An 18,219-nucleotide genomic window follows, 5' to 3' on the forward strand; every position below is an offset into this window, starting at 1 on the left:
GGTACGAGCCGGCCGCCCCCGATCCCGGCTGGGCGTGCCAGGGGCGGTAGCCGGCCCGCCACCGCAGCCACGCCGAGTTGATCAGCACGGCGTGCACGATGGTGGCCATCCAGATCGCCAGGACCGCACCGGTCGCCCACTCCTTGGTGCCCGGGTCGGATTCGCCGACCAGGATGAAGGCGGTCCAGCCGACCAGGGTGTAGACGATGCCGGGGATCCACCACGCCGGGCGCTTGGCGCGGAGACCCACGAAGACGAACCCGATGCCGCCGAGGCAGCTCATGCCGAGGACGGGCAGCAGCAGCCACCAACTGTGCAGCAGCCGCCACTTCAGGGTGGGGCCCTGCGCCGGCGGCGGAGGTGACGGCTGCGGTGCCGGCGGATGCGGCCATCCCGGGTTAGGCGCGCTCGACATCGCGTTCCTCCTGTCGCACGGTCTCGGCGGTACGCGTGTAGTCGGCGGTGTACGCGCTCTGCACCGTGCGGGCGCCAAGCAGCTCCTCCAGCACGGCGATGTAGTCGAGGCACCGCTCGCCGAGCAGCCCCCGGGTCTCCGCGCTCACCACGCCCTCGTTGCTCACAGTGACGACGATCCGCGGCTGCCCGCCCATCACGACCTGCCCTCGACGGCGAAGACCAGCCGGACGCTGGCGTCCTCGGTGACCTGTTCGGACTCCAGCCGGAGCCCGGCGGCCGGGGCCTGCTGGCGCAACCGTTCCAGTACCGCGCGCTGGACCTGCCGCCCGTACGCGGTGTCGATGGCTCGCACCACCTCGACGGCCCGCTCCTCGTCGACCTCGCCGGTGAAGTGCGCCGACCAGATGCCGTCCGCGTCGCGCTGGAAATTCGCCCGTACGCCGGCCCAGTCCGCGGTGATCGTGTCCCGGTCGGCACCGACCACGGCGGCGGTGTCGTGCAGCGCGGCCGCGAGCAGCCTCTCGTCCCGCATCCGGGTCTGCACCTGGCAGACGACGCGACCCTGCTGATCCCGTCGGGCGGCGACTCCCTGGACGGCGACCACGGCGGCGACCGCCAACGGCACGAGTACCACCGAGATGCTCATGACGACACCCCGCTGCGCTCCGTGCCGCCACGAGACACCACCGCACTGCGCCTGATGCTCCGCTCGCTCATGCCTGTCTCCTCCCTGCCGGCGCGGGGATCAGAACTCCACCGCCCGGCCGCCCTGCCGCTCCGGTGAGGGCGCGCCGGGCCCGCCCTGCCCCGGCTGCCAGGGAGCGGCGGCACCGCCATGACCACGCTGGTCAGGAGCGGCAACATCGCCGTAACCCCGCTGGCCAGGAGCGGCTCCACCGCCATACCGCCGCTGGTCAGGGGCGGCAGCGTCGCCGTACCCGCGCTGATCGGGAGCGGCGGCACCGCCGTACCTCCGCTGATCGGAAGCGTTGGTGCCGCCATAACCGTGCTGGTCGGGAGGGGTGGCAGCGGCGTAACCCTGCGGTACAGGCGCGGCGGCCCGGGTGCCGGACGGCGCACCCAGGTCCGAGTCCTCGGCGGCGGTGGCGGCGACGGCGCGGGCGTCTGCCCAGGCGCGGATGGCGTCGATCCGTTCGGCCTGGGTGACGCTGAGTGGCACCATGCTGGCCACGGCGTGGACCAGGTCGTCGCGGCGCAGCGGGCGGCGTTCGGAGAAGGCGTCGAAGAGCCCGCCGACCACGGCCTGTTCGATCTCGGCCCCGGCGTAGCCCGCGCTGAGTTCGGCGAGCTCGGCGAGCAGGGCGTCGTCGAGGGAGAGGCCACCGGCGACAGCGGGGTTGCGCAGCCGGCGGGCGAGGTGGACCCGCCAGATCGACATCCGCTCGGCGCGGGTCGGCAGGTCGACGAAGAAGATCTCGTCGAAGCGCCCCTTGCGGAGCAGTTCCGGCGGCAGCCCCTCGATGTCGTTGGCGGTGGCGATGACGAAGACGGCCTGGCTCTTCTCCTGCATCCAGGTCAGGAAGGAACCGAAGACCCGGGTGGAGGTGCCGGAGTCGCCGGCCCCACCGGAGAAGCCCTTCTCGATCTCGTCCACCCAGAGCACGCAGGGTGCGCTCGCCTCGGCCGTCCGGATCGCGGTGCGCATGTTCTGCTCGCTCGATCCGACCAGCCCGGCGAAGACCCGGCCGATGTCCAGCCGCAGCAGCGGCAGGCCCCAGACCGCGGCGATCGCCTTGGCGGTCAGCGACTTGCCGCATCCGGGCACGCCGGTGATCAGCACGCCGCGCGGCGCGGGCAGCCCGTACGCCGCCGCCTCGCCCAGCCAGGAACCGTCCCGCTTGGCCAGCCACCGCTTCAGGTTCTCCAGCCCACCGACGTCATCGAGGTTGACCGAGGCGTCGACGAACTCCAGCAGACCCGACTTGCGGACCGTCTGCCGCTTCTCCTCGTGCACCACCTCAAGGTCACGGCTGTCGAGCACCCCGTCGTTGACCATCGCTCGGGCGAACGCGTTCTCCGCCTCGTGCAGGGTCAGGCCGAGTGCCGCCTTGGCGAACCGTTCCCGGCCGAGGTCGTCCAGCGCCATCTGGATCCGACCGCTGGCCGAGTTGGCGGCGATCATCCCGTCCAGCACCTGCCGGATCTCCGTCTCGGTGGGCAGCGGGAAGTCGACGATCGTGACGTCCTTCTCCAGCTCCGCCGGGATGTGCAGCACCGGCGACACCAGGACGAGGGTGCGCGGCACGGAGCCGGACTTGAACGCCGCCACCAGGTCCCGCAACCGACGGACCAGCCCGGGGCTGGCCGGCCGCCCGCCGGCACCCAGCGCCGGATGCAGATCCTTGAAGATCAGAACACTCGGGTGGTCGACCCGGAGCGCGGCGTCCAGAGCGGCCTCAGGTTCGGTGGTGCCCTGACGGGGAGCGCCGTCGGGCTGCACCAGCCCGGTCGTCAGCGACCAGGTCCACACGGCACGGGGTGTACGCACCTGCGCGGCGTCGGCCGCCACACCGCAGACCTCGGCGATGACCCGCTGTTCCTCGGACGATTCGACGTAGAGGATCGGGAAGCGTGCTTTGAACATCTGCGCCAGCGCATCGCGAAACGCTATCGCCACGGTCGGATTCCTCCCCCACAGAGACATTCGACCTGGCGGACTCTAACAGCCCATGATCGAAAGTGGCGATCTGTGCGGCTGGCGGCGGTGCGGATGGCCGGCGGAAGGCACCACCCGCGCGCCGGTGGATGGCGTACCACCGCAGTCACGGGAGGGGATGATCGAACTCCCGCCCGCCGGCCAGCTACCGTCTCCCGTCTGGGGAGGTACGTCGATGTACGTCGTGTCCGTAATCAACTACAAGGGTGGGGTCGGCAAGACCACGGTGACCGCCAACCTCGGTGCCGAACTGGCCAACCGCGGGATGAAGGTGCTGCTCATCGACCTCGACCCGCAGGCCAGCCTGACCTTCGGCTTCTACGACCCGGACGACTGGCGGGAGCGGCTGCGCGACAGCCGGACCGTGAAACGCTGGTACGACGGTCTACGCGAGGGCAACCCGTCGATCACCCTGGGTGAACTGGTGGTGTCGCCCGGTCCGGCGAACGCCCGACTCACCGGCACCGGCCGGCTCGACCTGATCGCCTCGCACCTGCAACTGGTCGACATCGACCTGGCGCTGGCCCGCAGCGTGGCCGGCGGCGAGGAGTACGACGCCGAACTGTTCCGGGTACGCGGCTCGCTCGCCGAGGGGCTGCTCGCCGACGGCCTGGAACCGTACGACATGGTGCTGATCGACTGCCCGCCGAACTTCAACGTGGTCACCCAGTCGGCCATCATCGCCAGCGACCACCTGGTCATCCCGGCCAAGGCCGACTACCTGTCCACGTTGGGCATCGACTACCTGCACGGCAACGTGCGGGAACTGGTCGAGCAGTACAACGCCGACGCCCGCCAGTTCGCCACCGTACGCCGGCACCAGAAGGTCGCCCCCGGCGTGGCCGGCGTGGTCTTCACGATGATCCAGCTGCTGGCACGGCAACCGATCGCCACCCATCAGCGCTACATGGACCAGGTGCGCAACCTCGGCCTGCCGGTCTTCCCGACCGCGCTGCGGGAGAACGTCACCCTCTACGCCACGAACACGCCGCGCGGCGTACCGGTGGTGCTGCGCGACCGGGTCACCGTCCCCGCCGTCCGGGACGAACTGCGCCAGCTGGCCACCGAGTTCCTCGACCATCTCCAGCCCGACCGGCAGCCCGTATGACCAGGCCGACCAGCGACACGGGACCGCACGGCGCGGCTGGGCCCGCCAGGTCCGCCGCACTGGCGCGGGCAGCCGAGTTGCTCGCCGAACTCACCGACGCCGACCTGGCCGCGCTGCTCGACGGCCGGGCCCGGCTCGCGGTCGTACCCGTGGCTCCCCCACCGGCCGGCCAGCTCCGGCCGACGAGGACCGGACGCGGCGCGCCGGCCACCGGACACGGGTCGCCGGGCCGGGATCCGGCCGTCACGCAGGCCGCGCTGACGGCCATGACCAGCCGCGCCGACGGTACGGCGTACCTGTCGGACCGGCCCGTGCGCGAGCTGCGGGCGCTCGCCGCCGGCCTGGGCTTGCGCGGCGTCGGCGGGCTGCGCAAGGCGGAGCTGGTCGAGCGGATCGTGGACGGCACGATCGGCTACCGGCTCACCTCCACCGCCCTGCGGGAGCGCTGACCGGGTGGCGCGGACCCGCCGAGAACGGCCGGCGGATCGGCGTGAGAATGCCGGCCTCAGCGGGTATGGCGGACGAATGGCAGGCACGATTCCGGACATCAGGCTGAACGACGGCAACACCATCCCACAACTGGGCTTCGGGGTGTTCCAGATCGCCCCGGCGGACACCGCGCAGGCGGTACGCACCGCCCTCGACGTCGGTTACCGGCACATCGACACCGCCGAGATGTACGGCAACGAGGCCGAGGTCGGTCAGGGGGTACGCACGGCGGGGCTGGACCGCGAGGACGTGTTCATCACCAGCAAGCTGAACAACGGCTTCCACCGCCCCGACGAGGCCCGAGCCGCCTTCCAGGCGACGCTGGACGCGCTGCGGACCGACTACCTCGACCTGTTCCTCATTCACTGGCCGCTGCCGACCCGCTACGACGGCGACTTCGTCACCACCTGGAAGGTGCTGGAGGAGTTCAAGAACGACGGCCGGGCCCGCTCCATCGGCGTGTCCAACTTCCAGGTGCCGCACCTGGAGCGGCTGGCCGCCGAGACGGACGTGCCGCCCACGGTGAACCAGGTCGAGGCGCACCCGTACTTCGCCAACGACGAGGTGCGCGCGTACGGCGCCAAGAACGGCATCATCACCCAGGCGTGGTCGCCGATCGCGCAGGGTGCGGTGCTCGGCGACCCGATCATCAGCGACCTCGCCGAGCAGGTCGGCCGCACCCCGGCGCAGGTGGTGCTGCGCTGGCATCTTCAGCGCGGCGACGTCATCTTCCCGAAGTCGACCACCCCGAAGCGGATCGAGGAGAACTTCCAGATCTTCGACTTCGAGCTGGACGACGTCGCGACCGAGCAGATCACCCTGCTGGATCGGGGCGAGGCCGGGCGGCAGGGCCCGAACCCGGACACCTTCGACTACATCCCGGCCTGAGCACGCGCGACGCCACCGGCGTCGGACAGCCGCCGCTAGATCTGATCTAGCGGCGGCTGCTCGCCGTCTCGCGCCATTAGGGGGAAGCTGGTCTACAACCACCGCCGGCCACCATCGTTGAGCAGGCGGTCGGCACGCGCGTTTTTGTCGTACGCGTGCGCTGTGGTGGGACGGCAGGCGGTGGCGGTGCGGGAGAAGTCGCGACGTGACGCCCGTCCGGCCCGCAGATTCCCAGAGCGGAAGGAATTCAGAGATCATGAGTAGACGCACCACCGGCCTCGCCATCGAGGCCGAGGGTCTGACCCGGTCGTTCGGCGAGACCCGCGCGCTCGCCGGCATCGACCTTCAGGTGCCCGCCGGTGCCGTGTACGGGCTGCTCGGCCCGAACGGGGCCGGCAAGACCACAGCGGTGCGGGTCCTGGCGACGTTGCTGCGTCCCGACGGCGGGCGGGCGCGGGTCTTCGGCCACGACGTGGTCGGCGAGGCCGACGCGGTCCGGGCCCGGGTCAGCCTGACCGGCCAGTACGCCTCGGTGGACGAGGACCTGACCGGCGCGGAGAACCTGGTCCTGCTGGGCCGGCTGCTCGGGCTGCGCAAGCCGGCCGCGCGGGAGCGGGCGGAGCAGTTGCTGGCCGCGTTCGGGCTGACCGAGGCGGCCGGGCGGCAGGTCAAGAAGTACTCGGGCGGCATGCGGCGGCGCGTCGACATCGCGGCGAGCATCCTCAACACGCCCGACCTGCTGTTCCTGGACGAGCCGACGACCGGGCTGGACCCACGCAGCCGCAACCAGGTGTGGGAGATCGTCCGGGCGGTGGTGGCGCACGGCACGACCGTGCTGCTGACCACGCAGTACCTGGACGAGGCCGACAAGCTGGCCAGCCGGATCGCGGTGGTCGACCACGGCCGGGTGATCGCGGAGGGCACCCCGGGCGAGCTGAAGTCGTCGGTCGGCTCCGGCAGCGTGCATCTGCGGCTACGGGATCCGGAACAGCGGCCCGAGGCCGAGCGGGTGCTGCGGGCGGCGCTGGGCGTCTCGGTGCAGTTGGAGGCGGATCCGGTGGCCATCACCGCCCGGGTCGGCGGGGACGGCAGTGATCTGGACGCCAGCGCGCAGGCCGCCCAGGCGCTCGGTGAGCTGTCCCGTGCCGGGATCGTGGTGGACGACTTCTCGCTCGGGCAGCCGAGCCTGGACGAGGTCTTCCTGGCCCTGACCGACCACCCCGCCGTACCGGCCGAGGCCGAGCGGGACGACGAGCTGGAGGCAGCCCGATGAGCAGCGACACCGCCACCTCGGCCGACCGGGCGCCGACGGTCTACGTACCCTCGTCCGAGGCGTTGGCGACCGTCCTCGCGCCGGGCGCACGACCGCCCCGGCCGAGCCCGCTGTCGGCGTCGCTGACCTTCAGCTGGCGCGCCCTTCTGAAGATCAAGCACGTACCGGAGCAGCTGTTCGACGTGACGGCGTTCCCGATCATCATGGTGTTGATGTTCACGTACCTGTTCGGCGGTGCGCTCGCCGGCAACCCGCGTGACTACCTGCAGTTCTTCCTGCCGGGCATCATGGTGACCAGCGTCGTGATGATCACCATGTACACCGGTGTCGGCCTGAACACCGACATCGAGAAGGGCGTCTTCGACCGGTTCCGGACGCTGCCGGTGTGGCGGCCCGCCGCGCTGGTCGGCATGATCGTCGGGGATGTGCTGCGCTACGTCCTCGCCGCGGTGGTGATCCTGACGGTCGGGCTGGTGCTCGGCTTCCGCCCCGACGGCGGCCTGCTCGGGGTGCTGGCCGGGATCGGCCTGCTGGTTGTCTTCTCGTTCGCGTTCTCGTGGGTCTGGACGTTCTTCGGGCTCGTGCTGCGCAGCGAGAAGTCGGTGATGGGGGTCAGCATGATGGTGCTGTTCCCGCTGACCTTCCTCAGCAACGTCTTCGTCAACCCGTCCACCATGCCCGGCTGGCTCCAGGCGTTCGTCAACGCCAACCCGATCACGCACCTGGTGTCGTCGGTCCGGGCAGCGATGGCCGGCACGTCGGACGCGTCGAGCATGATGTGGACGATGGCGTGGAGCGTCGTCTTCGTGGTGGTCTTCGGCACCCTGACCATGTACCGCTACAACCGCCGCTAACCCAACTCCCCGCCGCCGGGGTGGGTGGAACAAACCGCCCACCCCGGCGGCGACACGGCTGTCCCGAGAGATCTTGGTACGAAAGCGCCCCTCCCCGGGCAGTTTCGTACCAAGATCCGGCGGGGCCGGTATTCAAAGGTGCCAGGGGACCGCGGTGGTGGGGAGGTAGCGGCAGGCGGTGCCGGTGGAGATCGTGTCGCGGAGGTGAGCGGCGAGGGGCGGATGTCGCTCGTCGAGGCGACGCAGAGTTTCCCGGATGCGGGCGGTGACCGTCTTGCGGGCCCGTTCCGCCTCGTCGCCGAGCCGGCGGGTACGCCCGGCCAGCCCGGCCGCCGCCCGCAGCTGGTCGATCAACACACGCCGCTCGGCGTCCAGTGCGGTCGCCTTCGGACCGTCACCGCGGACGGTCGCGCGGTCGATCTCGTCGTCGAGCCGTGCCAGGTGACGCCGGTAGCGGGTCTTCGCCTCGTCGTCGAGCACCTGGTCACCGCCCATCCGTCGGGCGGCGACGAGTTCCGGCCCGGCGGCCGGGTCGAGGAGCTCGACCGCGGGCACGTCGACACCCGGGCGGCCCAGCAGCAGACGCAGGTCGCGTAGCCCCTTGGCATCGGGCAGGTACGCCGTGCTGCCGTCGTACGTCAGCCGCCAGACCGCACCGTCGCGACGGAACTCGTACGCCGGACTCGGCGCGGCACCGGTCGACACCGCCTCAGCCGGCACCTGCCCAGCCGGCACCTGCCCAGCCGGCACCTGCCCAGCCGGCCCGTGCCCAGCCGGTGCCGATCCGTCCGGCCCCTGCCCAGCCAGTGCCGGCCTCGCCGGCACCGATCCGTCCGGCTCCTGCCCTGTCGGCGCAGATCCGGCCAGCAGCGGCCCGCCCCCGGCCGGCGATGCCCCTTCGGGCACGCGCCCAGCCGGCGACACCTCTCCGGGCACACGCCCAGCTGGCGACGCCCCTTCGGGCACACGCCCGGCTGGTGCCGGATCACCCAGCCGCGCCCCGGGAGCGGAGTCGGCAGCAACCCGCTTGCCGGGCGCGGAACCGGAAGCCAGCACCCCGGCCGAACCGGAACCGGACGACACCAGCCCGGCCGACGCGGAACCGGACGACACCGGCCCGGCCGAACCGGAGGCTGACGACACATGCTCGGCCGGCGTCGCGTCGGCGAGGCGAGCGAGCACCTGCCGCATGCCGAGGGCGCGGGCCTCGGGTTCGATGGTGGCGCGCAGGGCGGCGGCGGTCGCCGTGTCGCCCGGACGGCCCCGGTTGGTGAGGGCGTCGGCGAGGGCGGCGCCGGCGATGAGCGACCACGGCCGGGCGCCCATCCGGTCGGCGCTGTCGCGGGCGGCGGTGAATCCGGCGACCGCAGCGTCCCAGCGCTGCTCGGCGGCGTCGACCACGGCCAGCCAGTGGTCGATCGGGCCGCTGACGTCGCAGCCGAACAGGGCGACCAGCCACTGGCCACGGTACGGCAGCAGGGCCTGCCGGACCTCGGCGCAGCGCGCCGAGTCGGCGACGGTGGACTGGGCGCGCAGCCGTTGCCACAGCGGGGTGATCGGCCCGCCGTACCCGGCTGCGGCGGCCTCGAGCTGTGCGGTGAGCCGGGCGGCGGTGTGGTGGTCGCCGCGTTCGGCGGCGGTGATCGCCCGGAGCAGTTCCCGGTGCGGATAGTCGGTCGCGGTGAGTCCGTCGATCAGGGCCTCGGCCTCGTCGAACCGCCCCTGTAGCAGCCGCAACGACCAGCGCAGGTGGTGGCCCAGGAAGACCTGGTCGGTGTGCTCCCACGCGTCGAGGTCACCGAGCTCGGCGTAGTCGGCTTCGGCTCCGGCGAAGTTGCCGCGGAAGGCGCTGATGATGCCGCTGTCGATGGCGGTGGCCATCCGGTGCCGGGGCTTCTCGGTCTCCCGCCCGGCGGTCACGAAGGCGGTGAGTTCGTCCAGGTAACCGGGGTCGCCGAGTTCGAGCAGCGCCACCCAGCGCAGGGAGGTGGACCACAGCTCGGTCTCCCGGTCGCCGGCGCGCCGGGCGACGTCGCGGATCTCGCCGGTGAGGGCGGCGCGGTCGGTCGCGGTGCCCAGCCCCCAGGTGGCGTTGTGCCGGGCCCAGAGACTGAAGGTCAGCGCCTCGTGGTCCTGGCCCTGCCGGGCGAGGGTCTCGGTGGCGGCGATCAGGCCGGTCACGAGCGTGCCGACCGGGGCATCCGGCTCGGGCTCCCCGATGAACCGCTGGTACGCCTCCCGCACCAGCGCGTCGGTGTCGATGCCGAGACTGGGATTCATCTGGTAGTGGCGCTGGACGGTGACGGCGAACCGGGCCAACAGGGCCGGCTCGTCGATGCCGAGCGCCAGGGCGGTGGTGTCGGCGAGGAGCAGGTGCGCCTCGTCGCGGTCGCCGGTGTGGAAGAGCCGGTCAGCCAGCTCCATCATGATCTTGACGCGTTGGGGGTCGTCCCGCACGACCTGCAACGCGCGGCGAAAGTGGACGGCCGACTCCTCCAACGCCAGCCGGCAGCTGGCATCCCGGGCGGCGGCGACCAGCAGGTCGGTGGCGCGGGCCGCGTCGAGGCGGTCGCCGGCGAGCCAGGCGTGGCGGGCCAGGTCGGCGGGGATCAGAAACTGGCTCAGCGAGGCGTGCTCGTCGACGGCACGGACGACGGCGGCGTGGCGGGTCCGCCGGTGGTCGTCGGCGAGGCCGTCGTAGAGCGTCTCGCGGACCAGGTCGTGGACGAAGGCGTACCGGCCGTCGCCGCCGGCGAGCACGAGCCGCGCGGTGACCGCGGCGTCGAGGATCTGGTCGAGCCGGGCCGGTGCCAGGCCGGCGCTGGCCGCGAGGATCTCACCGTGGAACTCCCGGCCCAGCACGGCGGCGACGGTGAGCGTGTCGACCACCGTGGCGGGCAGGTGATCCAGGCGCCGGCGCACCACCTCCCGTACGCCGGGGGCGAGGCCGCTCACCGAGCCGGCGGTGTGCCACAGCCGGGCGGTCTGCTCGACGAAGAAGGGGTTGCCGCCGGTGCGGCGGTGCACGTCGTCGACGCAGTCGGCAGCGGGCTCCCGGCCGGTGGTGCGGGCCATCAACGCGCCGACCTCGTCACGGGACAGGCCGGTGAGGCTGATCGTGGTGGCCTTGGCCACCAGCGACATGAGCAGCGGGCGCAATGGATGGTCGCCCGACTCGACCTCCGCGTCCCGGTACGTGCCGACGAACAGCAGTCGCTCGAACCAGGTGTGCTGGGCGGCGAACCGGAGCAGCCGCATCGACGCCGCGTCGGCCCAGTGCAGGTCGTCCAGGACCACCATGACCGGCCGGCGCTGGGAGACGGCGACCAGCGCGGTGGTGACCGCGTCGTAGAGGACGAACGCCTCCCGCTCGGCCGCCTCACCCTCGCCCGGCAACCCGCCGTCGTCCCGCACCCCGCCCGGCGTCAACGCGCCATCGCCGGGCATTCCGGCCGGCGTCAGCAGGCCCGGAGCGGGGCTCGCCGGGCCGACCGCCTCGCCGAGCAGCAGCGCGAGCGCCGGCTCGGCGGACTCCCGGGCCACCGCCCAGTCGTCGGGCGACCGGCGCAGCCCCCGCAGGATCTGCACCCAGGGCCAGTAACCCGGCGCGCTCGCCGAATCCCAGCAGGCGGCACCGAGCACCAGCGCGCCCTGCCGGCGCGCCTCGTCCGTGGCGGCGGTCACCAGCGTCGTCTTGCCGATGCCGGGCTCGCCGGTGACCAGGACGAGACCGCCGTGACTGGCCGCGGCCCGGTCGACCTCGGCACGCAGCAGGCCGGCGGGATGGTCCCGCCCGATCATGACTCCGCCGGACCGCGCCTTCATGGCAACCGACGGTAGCCGACACCGCCGACACCCCGGGCGGTCCCGGCGACGGCACCGAGCGCATGCACCCCGCCGGGGTAGGCGGACTGTCCGCGTACCGCCGGGATGCCGGCGGGGTCGGGTGCCGGGAGTGCGGGTGCCGGCCCGGTGCCCGCGGGCCCGGTCGCGGCGAGCAGCGCGCAGCCGCTCTGGCCCGACGGCACCGACGTCGCCCAGCAACCCGACCTGAAGAGCTATCTGGTCACGCTGCCCGGCGGCACCCAGCTCACCGTCGACGAGTCCACCGGGGATTCCTTCTCGGCTTCCGGCGTCATCGACGACAACCCCGCGCCCTTCGAGGTCGAAGCCCGGCTGCCGACGAAGATCGGTTCGTTCCTCGCCTACTGCGACGTCAAGGCGTTACCGGTCGCCTTCGCCGACGCCGCGACGTTCTCCGTTCACGGCCGGTAGGGGCGGCTCGCCACGTCGCCCAGGTGGGCGAGGATCGCCTGGTTGGCCTCCCAGCCGTCGGGGAACTTCACCGGCACGTCCAGCTGCGGCGCCTCGGTCGACGGGTGGGCGTCCAGCAGCTCGCCGATGCCCGCCCGGGCCACCACGACGCAGGCCTGCCGGTGCCGGGAGGCGAGCACGCAGAGCCGCCCCGACTCCAGGTGGAACGCGGTCGCGTCCCGCCGACCGGACAGCGGATGCAGCACGATCGTCACGTCGTACTCGCGGCCCTGGAGCCGGTTGGCGGTGTCCACGGTGACGCCCGCACCGGCCTCGCCCAGCTGCGCCCGGATGGCCGCGACCTGGTCGCGGTGCGCGGCCCCGACGGCGATCCGGTCCGCGGTGACCGGCGCGCCGCCGGGCGCCTGCTCACAGACCGCGACCGCGCCCCGCCGCAGCACGCGGACCGCGAGCGCGGCACACGCGGCGGCGGCCTCGGCGTCGGTACGCAGCGTGTGCCGGGCGGGCAGCTCGTAGAGCGCCCAGCCGGTGGCCACGGCCAGCTCCACCGCCCGGTCGACCGCGTCACCCGGCCCGACCTCGGTGAGTTGCAGGGCCCGGTCGGCGGACGCGGTCCCGGCGCGGAACCCGGTGAACGGGTAGAACGCCCGCGACACCACCGGAGCGGCCGAGGCGGGCAGTCGCCAGGACACCGGCAGCCGGTGCACCGGAAGCTGCGGGTTGTGCCGCAGCAGCACCGCCACCGCCGACTGCATCGGATCCCAGGTCAGACCCGCCCACCGCCCGGTCTCCACGGTGGAGAACGGGTCGAGCTGCCCCGGATCCCCCACGAACAGGGCCCGTTCGAACCGACCGGCCACGCGCAACAGGGCGTCCGAGCGCATCTGGTACGCCTCGTCCACGATCGCCCACGGCCAGGAGCCTTCGGTGACCGTGGCCCACTTGGCGGCCGTACCGATGATCACGGCCGCCGCGGCCAGGTCGGTGACCTTCGCGGCCACCCGGACCTGTTCGTGGGCCCGCACCCGCTCCGACGGCCGGTAGTCGCCCGCGGAGAGCCGGCCGACCCGCAGCTCGGGCGCCTTCCGGGCGAGCCGGTCGATCAGGTCGTCGACCTGCTCGTTGGTCTGCGCGATGATCACCAGCGGCTCGCCGGCACCTGCCAGCTCCACGGCGGCCCGCACCACCAGGGTCGACTTCCCGGCCCCGGGCGGCGAGTCGACCACCACGCCCCGATGGTCACCCGAGCGCAGGTCGGCCAGCACGGACGTGATCACCCGCTCGGCCTCGACCGTTGGCGGCACCGCCAGCTGCGGCATCATCTGCCCACCTCCCCCACCCGGCGTCCCGCACCCTACCCGCAGCCGCCGACGGGCTCAGCGAAGATCGTGGGCGTACGCCAGGGCGAGCCGGCGGTGCTCGGCGTCGTCGGTGCGTGCGGCCAGTGCGCGCAGCTCGGCGACCGCAGCGGCGTTGCGTGCGGACCAGGCGCGCAGCAGGGCTGCGGCCGACTCCGGCGGGCTGCCGGCGGCGGTGGCGACCACCACCTCCGCGGTCTCCTCCGCCAGCTGGTCCAGCGTCGGCACGGCCACATCCAGCTCGCGCAGGTGCCGGGCGACGAGGCCAACACCCAGCGGCGTCAGCACCGCTACCCGAGCCGTCCGGTCTATCGCACCGAGAAGGGCCAACTGGTCGAGCAGCCGGTCGACGTCATTGTCGGCGAACTGGCGCCAGCCCTCTTCCTCTTCGTCGGTGCCGGGTTCGAAGCCCAGCGAGTCGCAGGCGGCCTGGTAGGCGGCCTCGCGCAACTCGTCAACGGTGAGTTCCTGCCGCGCGACGAACAGGGCCATGCAGACGGTGAACACAGCGTCGTCGAAGCGCCAGCGCAGCACCGACTCCGCCCAGCCGCCGCCGCATACCGCCTCGCCGAGGTCGAACAGTGCGGTGAACGCCCGATGGGCCAGTGCGAGCGGATCGGACAACGTCTTCGCCGCGCTCTTCACCGGCACGAGCCGGCCTTTCACCACACGGACGACTCTGGCCGATCGGGCCCAGGCGATCAGCACGGTCAGGCCGAACAGTTCGTCGCTGCTGCGGGTCTTGAACACCCGGTCGCCGATCGCCGGATCGAGAACATCGCCGGTGTCGAGCAACACGACGAGTTCCCGCGCGTCGGCCAGCCGGAGCCGCCCGGTCGTGGTGAGGGAGCGCCCGTCGCCGAGCCATCGCACCAGCTCTCGGAGCCGATGGACCACCACCGACTCGGCGGCCAGCCGGCGCAGGGTGTCGTCCTCGGGTACGGCCACCAGCGGTAGCGGCGGGTGGGCGTCATGCTCGTCGTCGAGCAGGTGGTTGGCCGACACCTGGCGCAGAACCTGCTCGTCCACGGCGACCCGACCCGCGTTGACGTCCGCGATGAACCGCCCAGCGGCCGCAGGGTCCGTAGGGTCGACGCCCTCGTCCAGCATTCTTGTGGCCCAGAACTTGGCCAACCCGTACCGACGCTGGTCGGCCATCGCCTCGGCGAACGGGCCGCCGAGCTTGTCCAGGACGGCGTGCAGCAGATGCTGGTCGGCGCAGCGCCGGTCAGCGAGATCCTCGTCGAAGAGGAAATCCACGAACGCGCTGAGGGTCGGCGTGACAAGCGCCCACTGCTGCGGCCGCATCGTCACCTGCCGGGGAAACCAGTCGAGCAGCGCCTCTTCCAGATCTTCGGGCTGCCACCGGCCGAGCCGACCATCACCGTCGGCCCACCGGTGGTCGAGCAGCGCCTCGACGGTGAACGGGTCCACCGGGCGGCGTTGCCGCCGAGCCCAGCGTTCGAACCGCCGGACCAGCCGGTCCCGCCCGGGGATGAAAACGTCGTCCGGCGCCGAGGTGTAGACCATCCGCATGCCGGCCGACAGTACCCAATGGGCATCCTCACCAAATGCGGCATGCCGGTCCATCCTGACCGCAGTCTCGCTGGAGCTGCCGAACTGTCGCGAGCCGTCGCGGCGGCCTCCACTGGAGGCCGGGTCGAATGGGCGGGTCAGCCCGGGCGGCGTTGTGTCAGTCGAGCGTGATGTCACACGGACATATTCATGTCTGTGTGACATCAGGACTTTGGGTGAAAGGTAGGCCGAGAGCCGTGCAGGAAGTCCACGCTCACCAGCGCGACGCCCACGGCGAGGGGCCAGGGCCGACCGGCGGGATTCATTCCAGCCGGGCGCGGCCGGTCCAGAAGGCGTACGCGAAGCCTGTCTTCCGAGCTGACCATCGGTGGCAGGGGCCCCGGATGATCTTCTACCATGAGCCGTCGTCTCATTCGCGAGGGTGGATACCGTGAACGATCGGATCATGGAAGGTAAGACCGTCGTGATCACCGGGGCCAGCGCGGGCATCGGCGCCGAGGCTGCCCGCCGGCTAGCAACCCTGGGCGCGACCGTGGCGGTGGTCGGCCGGTCACCCGAGAAGACCGCCGCCGTCGCCCGCGACGTCGGCGCCGAGCCACTGGTCGCCGACTTCGCCCGGCTGGCGGACGTACGCCGGCTCGCCGACACCCTCCTGGACCGTTACCCGCGCATCGACGTCCTGGCCAACAACGCCGGCGTCGTACTGTCCAAGCGGAGCCGCACCGAGGACGGCCACGACCTGATGTTCCAGGTCAACTACCTGGCCCCGTTCCTGCTCACCAACCTGCTGCTGGACCGGCTGACCACCGCCGGGCCGGCGCGGGTCATCAGCACCTCCAGCAAGGGCAACCGGTTCGGCGGCGTCGACCTCGACGACCTCGAAGGCACCCGCAAGCGATCCGGCATGCTCCGGTACGGGACGACGAAACTGCAGAACATCCTGTTCACCCGCGAGCTGGCCCGCCGTACGCAGGGCAGCGGGCTGACCGCGACGGCCTTCCACCCGGGCGTGATAGCCACCACCGGAATCAACCGGGACACGCCGCTGATCGCCGCGCTGGTGCGGTATCGGCTGCTGGGCGGCCTGGTCACCCTCGAGGAGGGTGCCGCGCCGCTGGTCCACCTGGCCACGATGCCCGATCCGGAGACGGCCAACGGCGAGTACTACCACCGCCTCAAGCCCAACGGGCCAGCGCACCGGCAGGCCAAGGACGACCAACTGGCGACCCGCCTGTGGGAGCGTACGGCCGAGTTGCTCGGTGTGCCGGTGGCGTGACCTCGGCCTGGACCGCCGGCAGTGGCAGATCCTGAACCTGCTGTCCAGGGCGGCGCACAGCCGCGGCGACATCGATCAGACGCCCGCACCGTTCTGGCCCGGCCGGGCAGCGGGCGGCACAGGACTTCTATCGACCAGATTGCCACCTGCGGCGGAAAAGGCACTGGCCGACGGCGACTGCGCCGGCAGCGACGGCCATCCCGACGGCCAGGTAGGCGAGCCGATCCGTGGTGTCGCGCTCGTCCTCGGGTCGATCGGAGGGCGCAGACCGAGCCGGATCGGCTGCCACCTGAATGGGTTCCCGGCTGTCTACCGGCAGGCCAGTTGCGATCGCAGCGTGGTACCGGTCATCGACGACGGCCGTGAAGCGGCGGGCACGGCGCGAGGTCTCGGCCTTCATCCGCGGCGCTCGCGCCTCCGCCCAGAAGCGCCGGCCCGCAGCGCCTTTGAAGAACTGGTCGGCGAGGACTTCCAGATGCGGCTCACTCAGGAGGTCGACCTCCCACATCAACTGCCAGTGGGACACGATCAGATTGGTGTAGACGTGCTTACGGAACCACTCCCGGTCCGTCGACTGCTCGATTGGGCCCCAGCACTCAAGCAGCCCAGGGTCGTCGATAGCCATCTTGAGCAGATCGGTGTGCAATGCCCTGAGCGCCTGCTCGCGGGCCGCCTTAGCTTCCCGAGCCTGAATGATCAGCGAAGCAACCACACCGGTGAGCGCAAGCCCGGCGAGGATCGCGGACGCGGCTCCGTACGCCTGCCCGACGTTGCCGAGCAGCGGCCAGTCATATCCAGGTCGCTCGCCGATCCACAGTAAGCCCAGCGGCGACAGCACCACGGCGACGAGGATGACCAGAACTGCGAGCAGCAACGCGGTCGGCGTCATTGATCGGCGGGCCAGGCCGGTCACCGCCCGCAGTCGGGGCACACTGCCTCCACGCTCGCAGGTGGAGGCAGGCTACTACACGTGACCCTCCGGTGGCTTGAGCCCATCGACCTCGCGGCGGAAGAACGACTCGAACGCCTCCGCATCGGCGAGCAGCGATGTGACCCGCGACCGGCAGCCCTCCACCACCTCAGGTGCAACGAACTTGTCCGCCCCGACCGGCGCTCCTGCCTCGTCGTAGCGCACCTCGTAAACCGCCTGACTGCCAGCCACCATCAGCTCGGGAACGACGCCATGCTCGTACTCCAGCTTCACGACCGCGTTCGCATCCGCGTTGAGCACCCGGATGTGCTCGCCCGCCTCGGCACGGTAGCGGAGGAAGTTCAGTTCCCAGTGCAGGTAAGGCGTGAGAGGCAGCTCCACGATGCGCAGGCGGTGCAGCCCGGAGCCCAACTCGTCGAGGTGGGCGAAGAACCGCTCCAACTCGGGGTTGGGCTCAGCGGCGATCCGCAGCGCCTCCTTCCACCGGCCGGCCGCGAACGCCTCCCAGCTCGGGCTGCCCGGCTCACGAAACGACTGCATCCGCTCCGTCTTGAGGATAGGCCCGTCGACGGATTCCACCGCGGCGTAGAAGTCCGCCTCGTAGTCGGGAAGGTTCAGCCGTTGGGCGGACGAAGCTCGAAGAAGATCACGCATCCGGGATGTCCGACTTCGCTGCGATGATCACGCTGCGGGGAATAACCACCAGTCGCTCGTCGTCGCCGACACTGACACCAGCCGGCAACTGACCCACGTAGGTGGCCGTCAGATCCCGGCCGATAACTGCCACATCGCCGTTGGACAGCTCCCAGATGTCAGGACAGGTCGTCGTGCCACCGCTCTCTCCAAGCTCGGCCGCCGAGCGACCGAGCCGCCGCGCGAACGTCGCAGTACCATCCGCTTCCCATCGACTCACCATGGCCATCTCCCATAGTCACGGATCGAACACTCAGAATAGTTGGAAGGCTGCCATGGTCTCGCCGAGAAGGCTTTCGATTTATCACGAGCCGAAGCTGATCTAGTGGGCTGTCCATGAACGTTCACCGGGTCGGTGACACGCCGGGCGGCGTCCACGCGGACCAGGCGGTAGGGGCTCACCCTCGACGGCGGTGATGTTGGCTGCCGAGAGTGGGGTCTGTC

17 protein-coding genes are annotated in these 18,219 nt (G+C 71.6%); 7 read left to right on the forward strand and 10 right to left on the reverse strand.

The window, feature by feature from the left end:
• The 4 genes from C1I95_RS21125 to C1I95_RS21140 form a co-directional block, all read right to left on the reverse strand.
• Nucleotides 1-415 (reverse strand): hypothetical protein (locus tag C1I95_RS21125; RefSeq protein WP_199523841.1); only part of this gene is annotated, 415 nt, incomplete at its 3' end.
• A complete protein-coding gene (locus C1I95_RS21130; RefSeq protein WP_233513783.1) occupies nucleotides 399-581 on the reverse strand; it encodes a DUF2997 domain-containing protein in 183 nt (60 codons plus the stop codon). The genes C1I95_RS21125 and C1I95_RS21130, both read right to left, overlap by 17 nt.
• A gap of 29 nt (nucleotides 582-610) precedes the next feature.
• Nucleotides 611-1,063 carry a hypothetical protein gene (locus tag C1I95_RS21135; RefSeq protein WP_111215809.1) on the reverse strand — a complete coding sequence of 151 codons (453 nt, stop codon included), beginning with the start codon at nucleotides 1,061-1,063 and terminating at the stop codon, nucleotides 611-613.
• 99 nt (nucleotides 1,064-1,162) lie between these two features.
• Nucleotides 1,163-3,055 (reverse strand): Ycf46 family AAA ATPase, encoded by a 1,893-nt coding sequence (locus tag C1I95_RS21140; RefSeq protein ID WP_233513784.1) that lies wholly within the window; start codon nucleotides 3,053-3,055, stop codon nucleotides 1,163-1,165.
• A 214-nt stretch (nucleotides 3,056-3,269) separates the two neighbouring features.
• Here C1I95_RS21140 and C1I95_RS21145 point away from each other — a divergent pair, with 214 nt between their 5' ends.
• The 5 genes from C1I95_RS21145 (at nucleotide 3,270) to C1I95_RS21165 (ending at nucleotide 7,706) form a co-directional block, all read left to right on the forward strand.
• Nucleotides 3,270-4,202: a ParA family protein gene (locus C1I95_RS21145; protein WP_111215812.1), complete on the forward strand. Its 933-nt coding sequence runs from the start codon at nucleotides 3,270-3,272 to the stop codon at nucleotides 4,200-4,202.
• On the forward strand, nucleotides 4,199-4,651 hold the full coding sequence (locus C1I95_RS35870; protein WP_199523842.1) for a Rho termination factor N-terminal domain-containing protein: 453 nt from the start codon (nucleotides 4,199-4,201) through the stop codon (nucleotides 4,649-4,651). The genes C1I95_RS21145 and C1I95_RS35870 overlap by 4 nt, the downstream gene beginning before the upstream one ends.
• Before the next feature lie 76 nt (nucleotides 4,652-4,727).
• Complete coding sequence (locus C1I95_RS21155; RefSeq protein WP_111215814.1) at nucleotides 4,728-5,579, forward strand: aldo/keto reductase; 852 nt, start codon at nucleotides 4,728-4,730, stop codon at nucleotides 5,577-5,579.
• 256 nt (nucleotides 5,580-5,835) lie between these two features.
• Nucleotides 5,836-6,852, forward strand: a complete 1,017-nt coding sequence (locus C1I95_RS21160; RefSeq protein ID WP_111215817.1) for an ATP-binding cassette domain-containing protein — start codon at nucleotides 5,836-5,838, stop codon at nucleotides 6,850-6,852.
• Nucleotides 6,849-7,706 (forward strand): ABC transporter permease, encoded by an 858-nt coding sequence (locus C1I95_RS21165; RefSeq protein WP_111215820.1) that lies wholly within the window; start codon nucleotides 6,849-6,851, stop codon nucleotides 7,704-7,706. Before C1I95_RS21160 ends, C1I95_RS21165 begins: the two co-directional genes overlap by 4 nt.
• Nucleotides 7,707-7,838: 132 nt before the next feature.
• Here C1I95_RS21165 and C1I95_RS21170 read toward each other — a convergent pair whose 3' ends face one another.
• A complete protein-coding gene (locus tag C1I95_RS21170) occupies nucleotides 7,839-11,531 on the reverse strand; it encodes an AAA family ATPase (RefSeq protein WP_111215823.1) in 3,693 nt (1,230 codons plus the stop codon).
• A 147-nt stretch (nucleotides 11,532-11,678) separates the two neighbouring features.
• Between C1I95_RS21170 and C1I95_RS21175 the strand changes: the two genes are divergently transcribed.
• The gene (locus C1I95_RS21175) at nucleotides 11,679-11,981 is read left to right on the forward strand and encodes a hypothetical protein (RefSeq protein ID WP_111215825.1); all 303 of its coding nucleotides are present in this window, start codon (nucleotides 11,679-11,681) and stop codon (nucleotides 11,979-11,981) included.
• Here C1I95_RS21175 and C1I95_RS21180 read toward each other — a convergent pair.
• Together C1I95_RS21180 and C1I95_RS21185 are read right to left on the reverse strand one after the other, a co-directional pair.
• Nucleotides 11,969-13,303: an AAA domain-containing protein gene (locus C1I95_RS21180; protein ID WP_233513785.1), complete on the reverse strand. Its 1,335-nt coding sequence runs from the start codon at nucleotides 13,301-13,303 to the stop codon at nucleotides 11,969-11,971. The genes C1I95_RS21175 and C1I95_RS21180 overlap by 13 nt on opposite strands.
• Nucleotides 13,304-13,357: 54 nt before the next feature.
• On the reverse strand, nucleotides 13,358-14,875 hold the full coding sequence (locus C1I95_RS21185) for a hypothetical protein (protein WP_111215828.1): 1,518 nt from the start codon (nucleotides 14,873-14,875) through the stop codon (nucleotides 13,358-13,360).
• A 430-nt stretch (nucleotides 14,876-15,305) separates the two neighbouring features.
• Between C1I95_RS21185 and C1I95_RS21190 the strand changes: the two genes are divergently transcribed.
• Nucleotides 15,306-16,151: an SDR family NAD(P)-dependent oxidoreductase gene (locus C1I95_RS21190; RefSeq protein ID WP_199523843.1), complete on the forward strand. Its 846-nt coding sequence runs from the start codon at nucleotides 15,306-15,308 to the stop codon at nucleotides 16,149-16,151.
• Between the two features lie 127 nt (nucleotides 16,152-16,278).
• On the opposite strand, the gene C1I95_RS21195 is transcribed toward C1I95_RS21190, so the two are convergent.
• Genes C1I95_RS21195 through C1I95_RS21205 form a run of 3 tightly spaced genes read right to left on the reverse strand, consistent with a single transcriptional unit; the run spans nucleotide 16,279 to nucleotide 17,998 of the window.
• On the reverse strand, nucleotides 16,279-17,064 hold the full coding sequence (locus C1I95_RS21195) for a DUF6082 family protein (RefSeq protein WP_146605784.1): 786 nt from the start codon (nucleotides 17,062-17,064) through the stop codon (nucleotides 16,279-16,281).
• A gap of 51 nt (nucleotides 17,065-17,115) precedes the next feature.
• Nucleotides 17,116-17,736 (reverse strand): DUF6879 family protein, encoded by a 621-nt coding sequence (locus tag C1I95_RS21200; protein ID WP_111215832.1) that lies wholly within the window; start codon nucleotides 17,734-17,736, stop codon nucleotides 17,116-17,118.
• A complete protein-coding gene (locus C1I95_RS21205) occupies nucleotides 17,729-17,998 on the reverse strand; it encodes a hypothetical protein (protein ID WP_111215843.1) in 270 nt (89 codons plus the stop codon). Before C1I95_RS21205 ends, C1I95_RS21200 begins: the two co-directional genes overlap by 8 nt.
• Nucleotides 17,999-18,219: the final 221 nt, after the last annotated feature.

It is taken from the genome of Micromonospora craterilacus, assembly GCF_003236315.1.
Classification (GTDB): Bacteria; Actinomycetota; Actinomycetes; order Mycobacteriales; family Micromonosporaceae; genus Micromonospora; species Micromonospora craterilacus.